12 protein-coding genes are annotated in these 15,579 nt (G+C 70.5%); 9 read left to right on the plus strand and 3 right to left on the minus strand.

Annotated elements, in window-relative coordinates; genetic code table 11:
- Positions 1 to 50: 50 nt before the first annotated feature.
- Together radA and disA are read left to right on the plus strand one after the other, a co-directional pair.
- Complete coding sequence (radA, locus tag OG780_RS18870) at positions 51 to 1,460, plus strand: DNA repair protein RadA (RefSeq protein WP_328449701.1); 1,410 nt, start codon at positions 51 to 53, stop codon at positions 1,458 to 1,460.
- Between the two features lie 68 nt (positions 1,461 to 1,528).
- Positions 1,529 to 2,653: a DNA integrity scanning diadenylate cyclase DisA gene (disA, locus tag OG780_RS18875; protein WP_326786298.1), complete on the plus strand. Its 1,125-nt coding sequence runs from the start codon at positions 1,529 to 1,531 to the stop codon at positions 2,651 to 2,653.
- A gap of 115 nt (positions 2,654 to 2,768) precedes the next feature.
- On the opposite strand, the gene OG780_RS18880 is transcribed toward disA, so the two are convergent.
- Complete coding sequence (locus OG780_RS18880; RefSeq protein WP_328449702.1) at positions 2,769 to 3,608, minus strand: hypothetical protein; 840 nt, start codon at positions 3,606 to 3,608, stop codon at positions 2,769 to 2,771.
- 191 nt (positions 3,609 to 3,799) lie between these two features.
- Here OG780_RS18880 and OG780_RS18885 point away from each other — a divergent pair, with 191 nt between their 5' ends.
- From OG780_RS18885 to cseC, 5 genes are all read left to right on the plus strand, one after another.
- Entirely contained in the window at positions 3,800 to 4,717 is a 918-nt protein-coding gene (locus OG780_RS18885; protein ID WP_328449704.1) for an A/G-specific adenine glycosylase, read from the plus strand.
- A 253-nt stretch (positions 4,718 to 4,970) separates the two neighbouring features.
- Entirely contained in the window at positions 4,971 to 5,510 is a 540-nt protein-coding gene (locus OG780_RS18890) for a SigE family RNA polymerase sigma factor (RefSeq protein WP_328449706.1), read from the plus strand.
- Positions 5,498 to 6,148, plus strand: coding sequence for a hypothetical protein (locus tag OG780_RS18895; RefSeq protein WP_328449708.1), 651 nt, complete (start codon positions 5,498 to 5,500; stop codon positions 6,146 to 6,148). Before OG780_RS18890 ends, OG780_RS18895 begins: the two co-directional genes overlap by 13 nt.
- Before the next feature lie 19 nt (positions 6,149 to 6,167).
- Positions 6,168 to 6,872 carry a two-component system response regulator CseB gene (gene cseB, locus OG780_RS18900; protein ID WP_328449710.1) on the plus strand — a complete coding sequence of 235 codons (705 nt, stop codon included), beginning with the start codon at positions 6,168 to 6,170 and terminating at the stop codon, positions 6,870 to 6,872.
- Positions 6,873 to 6,879: 7 nt separating this feature from the next.
- Positions 6,880 to 8,427, plus strand: a complete 1,548-nt coding sequence (gene cseC / locus OG780_RS18905; RefSeq protein WP_328449712.1) for a two-component system sensor histidine kinase CseC — start codon at positions 6,880 to 6,882, stop codon at positions 8,425 to 8,427.
- A gap of 138 nt (positions 8,428 to 8,565) precedes the next feature.
- Here cseC and OG780_RS18910 read toward each other — a convergent pair whose 3' ends face one another.
- The gene (locus tag OG780_RS18910; protein WP_328449714.1) at positions 8,566 to 10,179 is read right to left on the minus strand and encodes an MDR family MFS transporter; all 1,614 of its coding nucleotides are present in this window, start codon (positions 10,177 to 10,179) and stop codon (positions 8,566 to 8,568) included.
- Between the two features lie 171 nt (positions 10,180 to 10,350).
- Between OG780_RS18910 and OG780_RS18915 the strand changes: the two genes are divergently transcribed.
- A complete protein-coding gene (locus tag OG780_RS18915) occupies positions 10,351 to 10,944 on the plus strand; it encodes a TetR/AcrR family transcriptional regulator (RefSeq protein WP_326786306.1) in 594 nt (197 codons plus the stop codon).
- A 213-nt stretch (positions 10,945 to 11,157) separates the two neighbouring features.
- Here the strand turns inward: OG780_RS18915 and OG780_RS18920 are convergent, their stop codons facing one another.
- Entirely contained in the window at positions 11,158 to 11,844 is a 687-nt protein-coding gene (locus OG780_RS18920; RefSeq protein ID WP_328449717.1) for a M23 family metallopeptidase, read from the minus strand.
- Between the two features lie 558 nt (positions 11,845 to 12,402).
- On the opposite strand from OG780_RS18920, the gene OG780_RS18925 reads away from it, so the two are divergent.
- Positions 12,403 to 15,534 (plus strand): NACHT domain-containing protein, encoded by a 3,132-nt coding sequence (locus OG780_RS18925; protein ID WP_328449719.1) that lies wholly within the window; start codon positions 12,403 to 12,405, stop codon positions 15,532 to 15,534.
- The last annotated feature ends 45 nt before the right edge of the window (positions 15,535 to 15,579 follow it).

The following is a 15,579-nucleotide window of genomic DNA, read 5'->3' on the forward strand; positions in this document are numbered from 1 at the left end:
GCCGTACCGTCGCGTGCCGCGTTGTCAGTGGCTACGGCTACGGTTCGGTCATGGCTGTCCGTACGAAATCCGCGAAGGACCGTCCGTCCTACCGCTGCACCGAGTGCGGCTGGCAGACGGCCAAATGGCTCGGCCGCTGCGCCGAATGCCAGGCATGGGGGACGGTCGAGGAGTACGGCGCGCCCGCTGTCCGTACGACGGCACCGGGCCGGGTCACCACGTCCGCGGTGCCCATCGGGCAGGTCGACGTCCGTCAGGCCACCGCCCGCAGCACCGGCGTGCCCGAGCTGGACCGTGTCCTCGGCGGCGGTCTCGTGCCCGGAGCCGTCGTCCTCGTCGCGGGCGAGCCCGGCGTCGGCAAGTCCACCCTCCTGCTGGACGTGGCGGCCAAGTCGGCGAGTGACGAACACCGCACCTTGTATGTGACGGGCGAGGAGTCGGCCAGCCAGGTGCGGCTGCGCGCGGACCGCATCAAGGCCATCGACGACAACCTCTATCTCGCCGCGGAGACGGATCTGTCCGCCGTCCTCGGTCATCTGGACGCGGTGAAGCCGTCGCTGCTCATCCTGGACTCCGTCCAGACCGTCGCCTCCCCGGAGATCGACGGCGCGCCCGGCGGCATGGCCCAGGTCCGGGAGGTGGCGGGCGCGCTCATCCGGGCCTCCAAGGAGCGCGGCATGTCCACCCTGCTCGTGGGCCATGTCACCAAGGACGGCGCGATCGCCGGACCTCGGCTGCTCGAACACCTCGTGGACGTCGTCCTGTCCTTCGAGGGCGACCGGCACGCGCGCCTGAGGCTCGTCCGAGGGGTCAAGAACCGCTACGGCACGACGGACGAGGTCGGCTGTTTCGAGCTGCACGACGAGGGCATCACCGGGCTCGCCGACCCGTCGGGGCTCTTCCTGACGCGCCGCGCCGAGGCCGTCCCGGGCACCTGTCTGACCGTCACTCTCGAAGGCCGCCGTCCCCTGGTCGCCGAGGTCCAGGCGCTCACCGTGGACTCCCAGATCCCCTCCCCGCGCCGTACGACATCCGGTCTGGAGACCTCCCGCGTCTCGATGATGCTCGCCGTCCTGGAGCAGCGCGGCCGGATCAGCGCTCTCGGGAAGCGGGACATCTACTCGGCGACGGTCGGCGGTGTGAAGCTCACCGAGCCCGCCGCGGACCTCGCCGTCGCGCTCGCCCTGGCGTCCGCCGCCAGTGACGTCCCGCTGCCCAAGAACCTCGTGGCGATCGGCGAGGTGGGGCTCGCGGGCGAGGTCAGACGGGTCACGGGCGTCCAGCGCCGGCTGGCCGAGGCCCACCGTCTGGGCTTCACCCACGCCCTCGTACCGACCGATCCGGGCAAGGTTCCCGCCGGCATGAAGGTCCTGGAAGTGGCCGACATCGGCGCGGCTCTGAGTGTCCTTCCGCGCTCGCGTCGCAGAGAGGCCCCACGGGACGAGGAGCAGCGCCGGTAGACTTTGCCCTGGTCTCGCCCGTCCGTACGAACCGAGCGCGACCGGAAACCCGCGACCGGAGGAGTGCAGTGGCAGCCAACGACCGGGCAGCAGCTCCCGGAAAGTCCGGCGGGAGCTCCGGTGCCGATGGCCTGATGCGCGCCGCACTCAGCGCCGTGGCACCCGGTACGGCACTGCGCGACGGGCTTGAACGGATTCTCCGCGGCAACACGGGCGGACTCATCGTGCTCGGCTCCGACAAGACCGTCGAAGCGATGTGCACGGGCGGTTTCGTCCTGGATGTCGAGTTCACCGCGACCCGTCTGCGTGAACTGTGCAAGCTCGACGGCGGCATCGTGCTCGACAAGGACATCACCAAGATCCTTCGGGCGGGCGTGCAGCTGGTCCCCGACCCGACGATCCCGACGGAGGAGACGGGCACGCGGCACCGCACCGCGGACCGGGTGAGCAAGCAGGTCGGCTACCCCATCGTCTCGGTCTCCCAGTCGATGCGCCTGATCGCTCTGTACGTCGACGGTCAGCGCCGTGTCCTGGAGGACTCCGCCGCGATCCTCTCCCGCGCCAACCAGGCCCTCGCCACCCTGGAGCGCTACAAGCTCCGCCTGGACGAGGTCGCGGGCACGCTGTCGGCGCTGGAGATCGAGGACCTCGTCACGGTCCGGGACGTCTCCGCGGTCGCCCAGCGTCTGGAGATGGTGCGCCGTATCGCCACCGAGATCGCCGAGTACGTGGTGGAACTGGGCACGGACGGGCGGCTGCTGACCCTCCAGCTCGACGAGCTGATCGCCGGCGTCGAGCCCGACCGTGAGCTGGTCGTCCGGGACTACGTGCCCGAGCCGACCGCCAAGCGTTCCCGCACGGTCGACGAGGCGCTGTCCGAGCTGGACGCGCTCAGTCACGCCGAGCTCCTCGAACTGTCCACGGTGGCAAAGGCTTTGGGCTACACCGGCTCCCCCGAGGCGCTCGACTCCGCGGTCTCTCCGCGCGGGTTCCGCCTCCTCGCCAAGGTGCCGCGGCTGCCCGGCGCGATCATCGACCGGCTCGTGGAGCACTTCGGCGGTCTCCAGAAGCTGCTCGCCGCGAGCGTGGACGACCTCCAGACGGTCGACGGCGTGGGCGAGGCCCGGGCCCGCAGTGTCCGCGAGGGCCTGTCCCGTCTCGCGGAGTCGTCGATCCTGGAGCGCTACGTCTAGTACCCCGGCGCCCGCGCAACGGGGCGAACGTTGCCTGTCGGGGCACCAGGAGTCCTCGTCGGGAATCCGGGACCCCGGGGCCGCCGGGGTGCAGTCCCGTCGGGACCGAGGGCGCTCAGTCCTTGGACAGGACGAACGACGTCTGCGCCTTCGCCAGTCCCGGCGCCTTCGCCTCGACCAGGTAGGTGCCCGCGGGAGCCGAACCCGAAGGGGGCGTGGCGCACTCGGGGGCGCCGGGCCTGCGGTCCCACTTCACCGTGTGGACGGTCTGGCCGCCGGCCGGCACGCGGAAGAGGATGCCTGCGGCGCCCTTCGGGCAGTCGTCCGAGGCCCAGATGTCCTCGTCGCCGCCTGCCTGAGTGATCGTCAGAACAGCGCTCTTCGGGCCGAGATCGACCTTGCAGTCGCTGCCCGAGGTGTTCTTGGCGATGAGCTGGATCTCGGGCTGCTCTCCGGGCGCGTAGGTGTTGCGCACGCTCTTGAGCGTCAACTTGACGTTGCCCGGGGTGCAGTTGGGGACGGTGGAACCGGCCGGAAGCCGGTCGGCCGCCTCGCCGCCGTTCTTGGACCCGTCGTCGGAACCGCCCCCGGTCCCGGTGCCGGATCCCGTGGAGCCGTCGCCCGAACCGTCGCCCGAGCCGTCCCCGGAACCGCCGTCCGACGCGCCGCCGTCGCCGCTTCCGCTCCCGCCGCCGTCACCGCCGCCGCTCGACTCGTCGCGGCCGCCCGGGTGTTGGCTGATCGCGGGGCCCGAACCGGAGGGTCCCGGTGTGATCGAGGAAGCGGGATTCTTGCCGTTCGACCCGCCGGCGCCGTTGTTGCCGCCCCCGCCTCCGGTGCCGACCACCCAGACCGTCAGAAGCGCCAACAGCCCTAGTACGGACAGCAGAACGGCCCTCCGACGCCAGTAGATGGTGGAGGGTAGCGGCCCGACCGGATTGCGCAGAGATCCCACGGCGCAAACTCTACGAGAGATCGACCGCGCCACAGGCCCCACCCGCCGCCCCGGTACCAACTTTTCCGGATCATCATCCCGGCGGACACCATCCCGGCGCCGTGACGACCGCCGGGTGCGGTCTTTCACCACCGCCCGCCCCCGGCGTCGTCCCCGCATCCCCACCGCCGCATGGCAGGATCGATATCGCCATGACTGCACCCACCAAGCCCACCGGGCCCACCCGGAACGCCCCCGGCGAGGACCTCCACACCCCCGTCATCGCCTGGTTCGACGAGCACGCCCGCGATCTGCCCTGGCGGCATCCCGATGCCGGCCCCTGGGCGGTGATGGTCAGCGAGTTCATGCTCCAGCAGACCCCCGTCAACCGCGTCCTGCCCGTCTACGAGCAGTGGCTGGCCCGCTGGCCGCGCCCCGCCGATCTGGCGAAGGACGCGCCCGGAGAGGCGGTCCGGGCCTGGGGGCGGCTCGGCTATCCACGCCGCGCCCTGCGTCTGCACGGCGCCGCGGTGGCCATAGCGGAACGGCACGGCGGCGACGTACCGACCGATCACGCGCAGTTGCTGGCGCTGCCCGGCATCGGCGAGTACACGGCGGCGGCGGTCGCGTCGTTCGCGTACGGCCAGCGCCATCCCGTCCTGGACACGAACGTCCGCAGGGTCTTCGCCCGAGCCGTCAGCGGCGTGCAGTACCCGCCGAACGCCACCACGGCCGCCGAGCGCAAGCTCGCCCGCGCCCTGCTGCCCGAGAGCGAGAGCACGGCGGCGCGCTGGGCCGCCGCCTCCATGGAACTCGGCGCGCTGATCTGCACCGCGAGGAACGAGACGTGCCACCGCTGCCCGATCGCCGCGCAGTGCGCCTGGCGGCTGGCCGGCAAGCCGGAGCACGACGGACCGCCGCGCAAGGGGCAGACGTACGCGGGTACGGACCGCCAGGTGCGCGGCAAGCTGCTGGCCGTCCTGCGGGAGTCGCATGTGCCGGTTCCCGGGACCGCGCTGGACCGGGTGTGGGACGAACCGGTGCAGCGGGGCCGCGCGCTCGACGGACTCGTCGCCGACGGACTCGTCGAACCGCTCCCCGGCGGTCTGTATCGGTTGCCCCTCACCTAGAACAGGCGCCATAACCGGATCAACCAGGCCATAGAGGCACGTTCTCCTACCCCGTTTCCATAGCCGTTACACAACCGACGGACAGCCGAGTGCTGGCCGCAGGCTGTCTCGGACAACCCCGTGACAACGGCTCCGTAGCTTCAGTGCCGTACCGCAGCGAGTGCCGCCCGACCGGCGGCACGGGAGCGGCGGTTCGCAGGCAACGGAGAACCGGCAGCAGGCAGGCCGGAAACGGGGACGGAGGCGGTTGATCATGGCGCAGGGCGAGGTGCTCGAATTCGAGGAGTACGTCCGAACCCGGCAGGACGCGCTGCTGCGCAGTGCCCGCCGTCTGGTCCCCGACCCGGTCGACGCCCAGGACCTGCTCCAGACCGCGCTCGTGCGGACGTACGGCCGCTGGGACGGCATCGCGGACAAGCGTCTCGCCGACGCCTATCTGCGCCGCGTGATGATCAATACGCGTACCGAGTGGTGGCGGGCCCGCAAGCTCGAGGAGGTGCCCACCGAGCAACTGCCGGACGCGTGTGTGGAGGACGCCACCGAACAGCACGCGGACCGTGCGCTGCTGATGGACATCATGAAGGTGCTGGCACCCAAGCAGCGCAGTGTCGTGGTGCTGCGACACTGGGAGCAGATGTCCACGGAGGAGACGGCCGCCGCGCTCGGCATGTCGGCCGGAACGGTCAAGAGCACGCTGCACCGGGCGCTGGCCCGGCTCCGCGAGGAGCTGGAGAGCCGCGACCTGGACGCCCGCGCGCTCGAACGTGAGGAGCGGGAGCGTTGCGCGGCCTAGGAGTCCGAGGCAGAACGGCCCTGAAGGCGGGGAGTTCGGCGGCGGCCGGGCTCGCCGCCCTCGGCCTTTTCGTGACCGCGTGCGCCACCGGCGGCACCGGTGCCCGCGACGAGGGTCCGGCGGGCAGCGACGCGGTCGCCAAGGGCAGCATCAAGCCGGTCGTCTCCGGCTCGCCGTCCAAGGCCCCCCGGCGCGTGGACGCGGTCAAGCTCGTCAAGGGCGATCCGGCGGTCAGCGCGGCGGTCAAGCGCGACCTGAAGCCGTGCGTCGCCGACGAGTACCCGGTCGACGTGTCGTACGGGGAGCTGACCGGCGGATCCGCGAACGACATCGTGATCAACGTGATGACCTGTGCCGACGCCGTGGGTGTCGGCAGCTACGTCTATCGCGAGGAGAACGGCCGGTACCAGAATGTCTTCAAGGCCGAGGAGCCTCCGGTCTACGCCGAGATCGACCGGGGCGATCTGGTGGTCACCCAGCAGCTGTACGAGAAGGGCGACCCGGTGTCGTACCCGTCCAGCGAGGAAGTGATCACCTACGGCTGGTCCTCGACACGCTTCGCCGAACAGTCCAGGATCCACAACGACTACAGCAACGCGGTGGGCGGCTCCGTTTCGCCCGCCCCGGACGCGAACTGAGAGCGGGCGGAGCAGCCGGATGGCAGAGCAGACCCACGTCCTGTTCGTCGAGGACGACGACGTCATCCGCGAGGCCACACAACTCGCCCTGGAGCGCGACGGCTTCGCGGTCACGGCCATGCCCGACGGGCTCTCGGGTCTGGAGGCGTTCCGCGCCGACCGTCCCGACATCGCCCTGCTGGACGTGATGGTCCCCGGGCTCGACGGTGTGTCGCTGTGCCGCCGTATCCGCGACGAGTCGACCGTGCCGGTCATCATGCTGTCGGCGCGCGCCGACTCGATCGACATCGTGCTCGGCCTGGAGGCCGGCGCCGACGACTACGTGACCAAGCCCTTCGACGGTGCCGTACTGGTCGCCCGTATCCGCGCGGTGCTGCGCCGCTTCGGGCACGCGAGCGGCGGCGCGGGCGCGGCCGAGGGGGCCGCTCCGGTGGAGGGCGGGGTGCTCGTCTTCGGTGAGCTGGAGGTCGACACCGAGGGCATGGAGGTGACCCGGGGCGGTACGCCGGTGGCGCTGACGCCCACCGAGATGCGGCTGCTCCTGGAGTTCTCGTCCGCACCGGGGACGGTGCTGAGCCGCGACAAGCTGCTGGAGCGTGTGTGGGACTACGGCTGGGGCGGGGACACCCGGGTGGTCGACGTCCATGTGCAGCGACTGCGTACGAAGATCGGCCAGGACCGTATCGAGACGGTCCGCGGCTTCGGCTACAAGTTGAAGGCCTGAGCACACCATGCGGGGGATATTTCAGCGTTCCGCTGCTGCGGGGAACCCTTCGGCCGCGGGGCGGGGGCCGGTTCCGGGCGGACGTGCGGAAGCGGGGGTCGGCGTGAGCACGGGTACGCGCGAGGGGGTCGGTGCCGGGTCAGGTGCCGGCCGGGGAGAGGTTCTCGGCGGGGGCAGGAGGCCCGGCGCGGTCACCGGCCGGGGCCGGGGCATCGGCATCGGGATAGACCGGGGCACGGATTCGGGTACGAGCATCCGTACCGGCATCCGCTGGAAGCTCAGCACCGCGATCGCCCTGGTCGGCGCGCTGGTCGCCGTCGCGCTGAGCCTGGTCGTCCACAACGCGGCCCGCGTCTCGATGCTGGACAACTCGCGCGACCTCGCCGACGAGCGCATCCAGCTCGCCGAGCGCATGTACGGGCCTGGCCGGCCGCCGTCGTTCGGGGCGAAGATAGACGATCCCTCCATTCCGTCGGACCTGATGGTGAAGGTCTCGGAGGGACGGCGGGCGACCTACGTCTCCGACAGCTCCAACGGCGTGCCGGACATCTGGGCCGCCGTACCGCTCAGGAACGGCCAGGTGCTGTCCTGGCACGAGCGGTTCACGGACCGCAACGCGGACGTGATGAAGGACCTCGACCAGGCGCTGATCATCGGCTCCATCGCGGTCGTCTTCGGCGGCAGCGCGCTCGGCGTGCTGATCGGCGGCCAGCTGTCGCGCCGGCTGCGCAAGGCGGCGGCCGCGGCGAACCGGGTCGCCAAGGGGGAACCGGACGTCCGGGTGCGGGACGCGATCGGCGGTGTCGTGCTCGACGAGACCGACGACCTGGCACGGGCCGTGGACGCCATGGCCGACGCGCTCCAGCAGCGCATCGAGGCCGAGCGCCGGGTGACCGCCGACATCGCCCATGAACTGCGCACCCCGGTGACCGGGCTGCTCACGGCGGCCGAACTCCTGCCGCCCGGCCGCCCCACCGAGCTCGTACGGGACCGCGCGCAGGCCATGCGCACGCTGGTCGAGGACGTCCTGGAGGTCGCCCGGCTCGACGGGGCCTCCGAGCGGGCCGAGTTGCAGGACCTCATGCTCGGCGAGTTCGTGGCCCGGCGGATCGCCGCCAAGGGTGCGGACGTCGAGGTGCGGGTGGTGCACGAGTCGGAGGTCACGACGGACCCGCGCCGTCTGGAGCGCGTCCTGCTCAACCTCCTGGCGAACGCGGCCCGGCACGGCAGGCCGCCGATCGAGGTCACCGTCGAGGGCAGGGTCATCCGCGTCCGCGACCACGGCCCCGGTTTCCCCGAGAAGCTCCTCGCCGAGGGGCCGAGCCGCTTCCGCACCGGCAGCGCCGACCGGGCGGGCGACGGCCACGGACTGGGCCTCACCATCGCCGCCGGCCAGGCCCGGGTGCTCGGCGCACGGCTGACCTTCCGCAACGTACGGCCCGCCGGGGCTCCGGAAAACGTGCCCGCCGAGGGCGCGGTCGCGGTGCTGTGGCTGCCGGAACACGCACCGACGAGCACGGGGAGCTATCCGATGCTGCCGGCGTCCGGGAAGTAGACGGCCCCCGGCCGGGCCCGTCCTCGCCGCCTCGGTGTGACCGTCACCGGGCACAGCGGAAGGCCCCCGGGGCGGACAACGCCGGGGGCCTTCGGTGTGAGGAGTTCAGGGGCCGGGACGACCGGCCCCGCGATCAGGTCAGACCGGCTCGGCGAGCTGGACCTGGGGTGCCTCGTCCGACGCGCCGCCCTCGCCGGGCTTGGGCGCGCCCGCTCCCTTGAGGGCGACCTCCTTGACGAACACCGACGAGATCATCACGATCACGGCCACCGACGCGCCCAGCAGGAAGGCCGAGTGCGTACCGGCCGACACCGCGTGCTGGTAGGCCTCGCGCGCCGCCGCCGGCAGCTTCGCCAGGCTCGCCGCGTCCAGCTGCGGGGACTGCTCGGTGATCTTCGAGCCCAGCGCGCCGGCCTTCTCGGCCATGACGTCCTTGACGCGGTTGTTGAACAGCGCGCCCATGACGGCGACACCGAACGACGAGCCGAGCGTACGGAACAGGGTGGAGGAGGAGGACGCGACGCCCATGTCCTTCATCTCCACGCTGTTCTGCGCCACCAGCATGGTGACCTGCATCAGGCAGCCCATGCCCAGGCCGAGGACGGCCATGTAGACGCCGGACATGAAACGGGTGGTGTCCGTGTCCATCGTCGACAGCAGGTAGAGGCCGATCACCATCAGCACACCGCCGAGGACGGGGAAGATCTTGTAGCGGCCGGTGGCGGTGGTGACCCGGCCGGCGACCATCGACGTCACGAGCATCGCGCCCAGCATGGGCAGCAGCAGCAGACCGGAGTTGGTCGCGGACGCGCCCTGTACCGCCTGCTGGTACAGCGGCAGGAACAGCGTGGCGCCGAACATGGCGAAGCCGGTGACGAAGCCGATGATCGACATCAGGGTGAAGTTGCGGCTGCGGAAGATGTGCAGCGGCAGGATCGGCTCGGCGGCCTTGGTCTGCCAGAAGACGAACCCGACCAGCGCGGCGACACCGAGGCCGATGAGCTCCATGATCCGTGCGGACGACCAGGCGTACTCCGTGCCGCCCCAGGTGGTGACGAGGACGATGGAGGTGATGCCGATGGTCAGCAGCACGGCACCGAGGTAGTCGATGCGCGTCTCGGACCGCTTCTTCGGCAGGTGCAGGACGATGCTGATCGCGGCGAGCGCGACCGCGCCGAGCGGCAGGTTGATGTAGAAGGACCAGCGCCAGCCCCAGTTGTCGGTGATGGTGCCGCCGATCAGCGGACCGCCGATCATCGCCAGCGCCATGATGCCGGCCATCATGCCCTGGTACTTGCCGCGCTCACGGGGCGGGATCAGGTCACCGATGATCGCCATGACGCCGACCATGAGACCGCCGGCGCCGAGACCCTGAATGGCCCGGAACCCGATCAGCTCGCCCATGTTCTGGGCCATGCCGCTCAGCGCGGAGCCGATCAGGAAGATCACGATCGACGACATGAAGGCGCCCTTGCGCCCGTACATGTCGCCGACCTTGCCCCAGATCGGGGTGGAGGCCGCGGTGGCGAGGGTGTACGCCGTCACGACCCAGGAAAGGTGTTCGAGTCCGCCGAGGTCACCCACGATGGTCGGCATGGCCGTGCCGACGATCATGTTGTCGAGCATCGCCAGCATCATCGTGAGCATCAGCGCGAGCAGGACCACACGCACGCTGCGCTGCCGCTTCTCGCCCTCGGCCGGTTTCCCGGTCTGCTCCGCGGCCGGTTCGGCCGCTTTCGTCTTGTCCGCCATCGCTTCCACTCCCCTGAGTACTTCCGCCGCCGTCCGGCTACTTACTTGCCGACCGGCAAGCTGACTACACTCAGGAAAATAGCTTCGCAACTAGCCGGGCGTCAAGTAAGCAACACTAGTTTTACCAGCCGGTCGACAGGTAAGTTTCCAGGGAGCGCGAGGAGTACGAGGATGGGCGGCACCATGGACGGCATCAAGCGGCAGCGCCGGGGCGACACCCGGCAGCGCATCCAGGACGTTGCTCTCGAACTCTTCTCCGAGCACGGCTACGAGAAGACCTCGCTGCGCGAGATCGCCGAGCACCTCGATGTCACGAAAGCCGCGCTCTACTACCACTTCAAGACCAAGGAAGAGATCCTGATCAGTCTCTTCCAGGATCTGACGCGGCCGCTCGACGAGCTGATCGAGTGGGGCAAGCAGCAGCCGCACAGCCTGGAGACCAAGCAGGAGGTGCTGCGCCGCTACAGCGAGGCACTCGGCGGCGCGTCCCCGCTCTTCCGCTTCATGCAGGAGAACCAGGCGACGGTTCGCGAGCTGAGCATCGGCGAGACCTTCAAGGACCGCATGATCAGCATGCTGGAGATCATCAAGGAGCCCGAGTCGCCGCTGACCGACCAGGTCCGCTGCGTCAGCGCGCTCTTCACGATGCACGCCGGCATGTTCGTGCTCAAAGACGTCGAAGGCGACCCCGAGGACAAGCGCAAGGCCGTCCTGGAGGTCGCGATCGACCTGGTGACCCAGGCCCACGGGGGCGGAGCCTCCTAGGACCGGACGTTTGGATCAGGTGGCCCGTGTCCCGCCGCATGATCCGAAACGACAGGCCGCCCAGGGCCGGCCCCGCACGCAGGGTTTCCCGGCGCCGCCCCCTCGTACGAAAGCGGAGCCCCGCTGCCGTCTCCGGCAGCGGGGCTCCGCTTCTGGTTCCGCTCTCCGGCGCTGCGCGCCGGGGCCGCGCGCCGGGTCACCGGCGCGGGCGGGTCAGACCTTGACGCCCATGGTGTGCAGGAACGCCACGGGGTTGACGGCCGAACCGTAGTTGGGGGTCGTACGGATCTCGAAGTGCAGGTGCGGGCCGCTGGAGTTACCGGTGTTGCCGGAAAGGGCTATGTGCTGACCGGTGGAGACGACCTGACCGATGTGCACGTCGATGCGCGACAGGTGGGCGTACTGCGAGTACGTGCCGTTGGCGTGCTTGATGACGACGGCGTTGCCGTACGCCGGACCGTCACCGGCGCCGTTGCCGCCCGCCTTGACGACGGTGCCGCCGTGGGCGGCCATGACGTTGGTGCCCGTCGGCACGGCGAAGTCCTGGCCGGAGTGCTTGTGGGCCCACATGCCGCCGGCCTGGTTGAAGCTGGCGGACAGGGAGTACTTCGCGACCGGGTCGATCCAGGAAGCGGCCTTCTTCTTCGCCGCGGCCTTCTTGGCGACAGCCGCCTTGGTGACGGCCGCCTTCTTCGCGACGGCGGCCTTGGCCTGAGCGGCGGCCTGGGTGTGAACGGCGCTGGCCGCGGTGACGGTGGCGCTGGTGCTGACGCCCGTTTCGGCGGCGGTCGCGACCCCTGCGCCCAGCACGACCGAGGCTCCCAGACCGACGGTCAGAACGGCCGCCCGAGTGCGGACCATGGACGTAAGGGACTTGCGGGACGTGACGCGCTTCGACATGAATACCTCGTGGAGACGGGGACAAGGGACTGAGCAACCACTCCGGCGAACTGCCTGCCGCCGTGTTGGCCATTCATTGGTAACCCGCGCCCCCAGCCGCACTCAAACCCCCCATCTACGGTGCGAAGTAGTACTTCATCCCCAAACTTCCCGAACCTTGACACCTCGGACACCTGACGAGGGATCTTGTCCCTTTGGCCCGGAAAACAGGGTTTAACCCCACTTCAGGCCTGCATATCCCTGCTAAACCTGCTCCCGGCCCACCCGTCCGGACGACCTGCCGACAGCCCTCTCCACCCCGGGCCAAAGGTCCTTTTTGTCCGTTTTCGCGTATCTACTACTCGCTCTAGTACCGGACAAAACGCCTGTGCCTCATGTCACCGGGGGGCCGGATCCGGGACCCCCGGAATGTGACGCGGGCTACCCCGCCGGCCCCTGTTTTCAAGGGTCTTGGGGGCATTCGCAGACCCTTCGCGGGCGCCTCCGGCGCCTCTGTGCCGAACGGCTGTCAGAACATACGGTTGTCCTCCTGACTCAACGCTCTCCCGGGGGATCGTCATGGACCCAGTAACCGTCGGCACGCGCCTGGCCTCCAGCGTGGCCGCGCCGCTGGTCAGGAAGCTCTTCGTGGCCGAGGGCCCGGGAGCGGGCCTCGTGGACAAGCCCGTACGGATCTCGGCGCTCGTCTCCTTCAAGGGCGAGAAACGGGCCGTCGGAGAGAAGGAACTGACCCGTCTTTCGGCCGCCCTGGTCGGGCGGGCGCTGTGTGGTGGGGAGCGCCCCTTCCCCGCCGACGAGGAACAGGCCGTCGTCCACGCCCTCGGCACCACGCTGCACGCCCTGGGCGACCTCACCATGACGGACGTCCAGGCGGTCGAGCTCGGTCACCGGACGCTCGCCCTGCGGCTGCGCGCGGCCGCCGGGAACCCCGACCGGGACCTGTCCCTCGACGCGACCGTGTTCTACGAGGGGCTGCTCGACACCGCCTGCCTCCACATCCTGCACTTCTTCACGCAGCGCTCGGCGTTTGTCCCCCGCACCCTCGTGGAGCAGAGCCGCAGACAGCGCGAGCTCATCGCCAAGGTGGACGAACTGATCGCCCGCACCCCCATGACGGGCGGCACGGACCAGGCCTTCGAGCAGCGCTATCTCGCCCATCTCGCCACCAGGCACAGCCACCTCACCATCTACGGCATCGACCTCGTCAACTCCCCGGAACGCTGGCCGCTGGACGCCGCCTACCTCAGCCTCCAGGCCTTACGCCCCATGGAGGACGAGGAGCCGGCCTCGTCGGACGGTGTGCGCATCGCCCCCGCGGCCGCTTCCCTGCCCGCCGAACAGGCCCTGTCGGAACAGGACCTCGTCCTGCTGCGCGGTGTGGCCGGATCCGGCAAGACCACGCTGGTGCAGTGGCTGGCGGTGACCGCGGCGCGCGGCGAGCGGGGAGACCGCATCCCCTTCGTCCTCCCGCTGCGCACCCTCGTCCGCCGCCCCGAGGGCCTTCCGGCCCCCGACGCCTTCCTGTCCGCCGTGCGGCTTCCCTTCCACGCGACCCAGCCGGACGGCTGGACCGACAGGGTGCTCGGCCACGGCCGCGGACTGCTGCTCGTCGACGGCCTCGACGAGATCCCCGAACGTGACCGCGAACACACCCGCCGCTGGCTGCGCGAACTCCTCGACGCCTACCCCGGCAACCAGTGGCTGGTCACGTCCCGCCCCTCGGCCGTACGGGAGGACTGGCTCGCGCCCGACGGATTCACCGAACTCGTCCTCTCGCCGATGACCGGCGACGACGTGGCCGCCTTCATCCGCCGCTGGCACGCCGCGGCACGCCTCGACGCCTCCGACACGGACCGCCTCGACGGCTACGAGCGTTCCCTCCTCGACGCCGTCCGGACCAAGCCGGACCTCGGCCGCCTCGCCACCAATCCCCTGATGTGCGGTCTGATCTGCGCGCTGCACCGGGACCGGCGGGGCTATCTGCCGCACGGCAGACAGGAGTTGTACGACGCCGCGCTCTCCATGCTGCTGTCGCGCCGCGACGAGGAACGCGACATGTTCGTACGGGGCAGCGGTCACGACGGCATCCACCTCACGGAGCTTCCGCAGATCCAGCTCCTGCAACGGCTCGCCTACTGGCTGATCCGCAACAACCGGGCGGAGATGGACCGCGCCCGCGCCGAACGCATCGTCGCCGACGTCCTGCCCTCCCTCCCGGCCGCCGCCCGGCAGGGCGACGCCGCGCAGATCCTGCGCCACCTCCTCGTCCGCAGCGGCCTTCTCCGTGAACCCACCCCGGGAACCGTCGAGTTCGTCCACCGCACCTTCCAGGACTACCTGGGCGCCAAGGCCGCCGTGGAGGACGGGGACTTCGGGCTGCTGGTGCGCAACGCCGGGGAGTCCCAGTGGGCGGATGTGATCCGGATGGCCGTCGCCCACGCCCGGCCACGGGAACGGGCCGAGCTGCTGGGCTCCATGACCGGCGCGGCGGCACGGCTCGACGAGGCGTCCGCGACGCGTGTACGGCTGCTCGCCCTCGCCTCGCTGGAACACTCCACCCAGCTCGCGCCCGAGGTGCGGGCCGCCGTGGAAGGCGACGCGGCCGCGCTCATCCCGCCGAGAACGTCGGCGGAGGCCCGCGCCCTGGCCGAGGCGGGCCCCCTCGTCCTGGAACTGCTGCCCGGACCGGAGGGTCTCACCGAGGACGAGGCCCACGGCGTCGTGGTCACCGCCTCCCTGATCGGCACCGACGCGGCCATCCCCGTACTGGCGCGCTTCCGCTCGCACCCGGCCCGATCCGTACGGGCCCAACTCGCCTGGGGATGGCACAGGTTCGACACCGAGCGGTACGCGTCCGAGATCATCGCCCGGCTGGACCCGGCCGGCCTGTACTTCTCCGCGCACTCGACCGCCCAGCTCCACGTGCTGCGCGACCTGGGCGGCCGGCCCCGGCTGCAGATCGTAGGAGACATCGACCCGGCGGAGCTGCGCACCTGCCTGCTCCCGGACCAGGTGACCCGGCTGATGCTGCGGCACAACAACCGCCTGGGGGATCTGGGCTTCCTGACGGCACAGCGGCGGCTGGAGCAGCTCAACCTCGATGGGTGCACGGGGATCGGTGATCTCGCGCCGCTCGCGGAGCTGCCGCTGCGGGGGCTGTACCTGATGTCCGACTCGGGACGGCCCCCGGTCCCCGACGGTCTGGCGGGGCTGGCCTCGCTGCGGGAACTGAACGTCGGACACCGGCTCACGGGCCGGTCGCTGAGCGAGACCCTCCCCCTGGACGCGCCGCTGGAAGTCATCTGCTTCGGGCTGGACGTGCTCCGCGACACCGGGATGCGGGGGCTGGGCCACTGGCGGTCGCTGCACACCCTGTGGCTGAGCCGGGAGCCCGGCGAGCTCACCCCCGACGACTGGTCCGAGGTCGCCGCGCTGCCGGCGCTCAGGGAACTGCGGATCCACCGGGCCGCCCTGGGATCCCTCGTGTCGGCGCCGCCGCTGCCGTCCGTCGAACACCTGGAACTGAGAAAAATGGCGGGGAACGAGGACCTTTCCGGACTCCGGACCCTGCTGCCGAACCTGCGGACGGTCAATTTCGCCCTCACTTCGGGCACCGGAACCGTGCCGGAACAGCTCTCGGGTCAATTGCCGGGCGAACACACGACGACCACGACCCACAACGTTCTGTGACTCCCGCCCGGCCGAAAGGGCTGCTCCGGGACCTGGAAAAGGGGC

It is taken from the genome of Streptomyces sp. NBC_00386, from assembly GCF_036063235.1.
Classification (GTDB): Bacteria; Actinomycetota; Actinomycetes; order Streptomycetales; family Streptomycetaceae; genus Streptomyces.

Coding starts and splice junctions, on each gene's coding strand:
- OG780_RS18885 (WP_328449704.1), top strand. CDS start 3,800: ATGACTGCACCCACCAAGCCCACCGGGCCCACCCGGAACGCCCCCGGC.
- cseB (WP_328449710.1), top strand. CDS start 6,168: ATGGCAGAGCAGACCCACGTCCTGTTCGTCGAGGACGACGACGTCATC.
- OG780_RS18915 (WP_326786306.1), top strand. CDS start 10,351: ATGGGCGGCACCATGGACGGCATCAAGCGGCAGCGCCGGGGCGACACC.
- OG780_RS18920 (WP_328449717.1), bottom strand. CDS start 11,844: ATGTCGAAGCGCGTCACGTCCCGCAAGTCCCTTACGTCCATGGTCCGC.
- OG780_RS18910 (WP_328449714.1), bottom strand. CDS start 10,179: ATGGCGGACAAGACGAAAGCGGCCGAACCGGCCGCGGAGCAGACCGGG.
- OG780_RS18925 (WP_328449719.1), top strand. CDS start 12,403: ATGGACCCAGTAACCGTCGGCACGCGCCTGGCCTCCAGCGTGGCCGCG.
- cseC (WP_328449712.1), top strand. CDS start 6,880: ATGCGGGGGATATTTCAGCGTTCCGCTGCTGCGGGGAACCCTTCGGCC.
- OG780_RS18890 (WP_328449706.1), top strand. CDS start 4,971: ATGGCGCAGGGCGAGGTGCTCGAATTCGAGGAGTACGTCCGAACCCGG.
- radA (WP_328449701.1), top strand. CDS start 51: ATGGCTGTCCGTACGAAATCCGCGAAGGACCGTCCGTCCTACCGCTGC.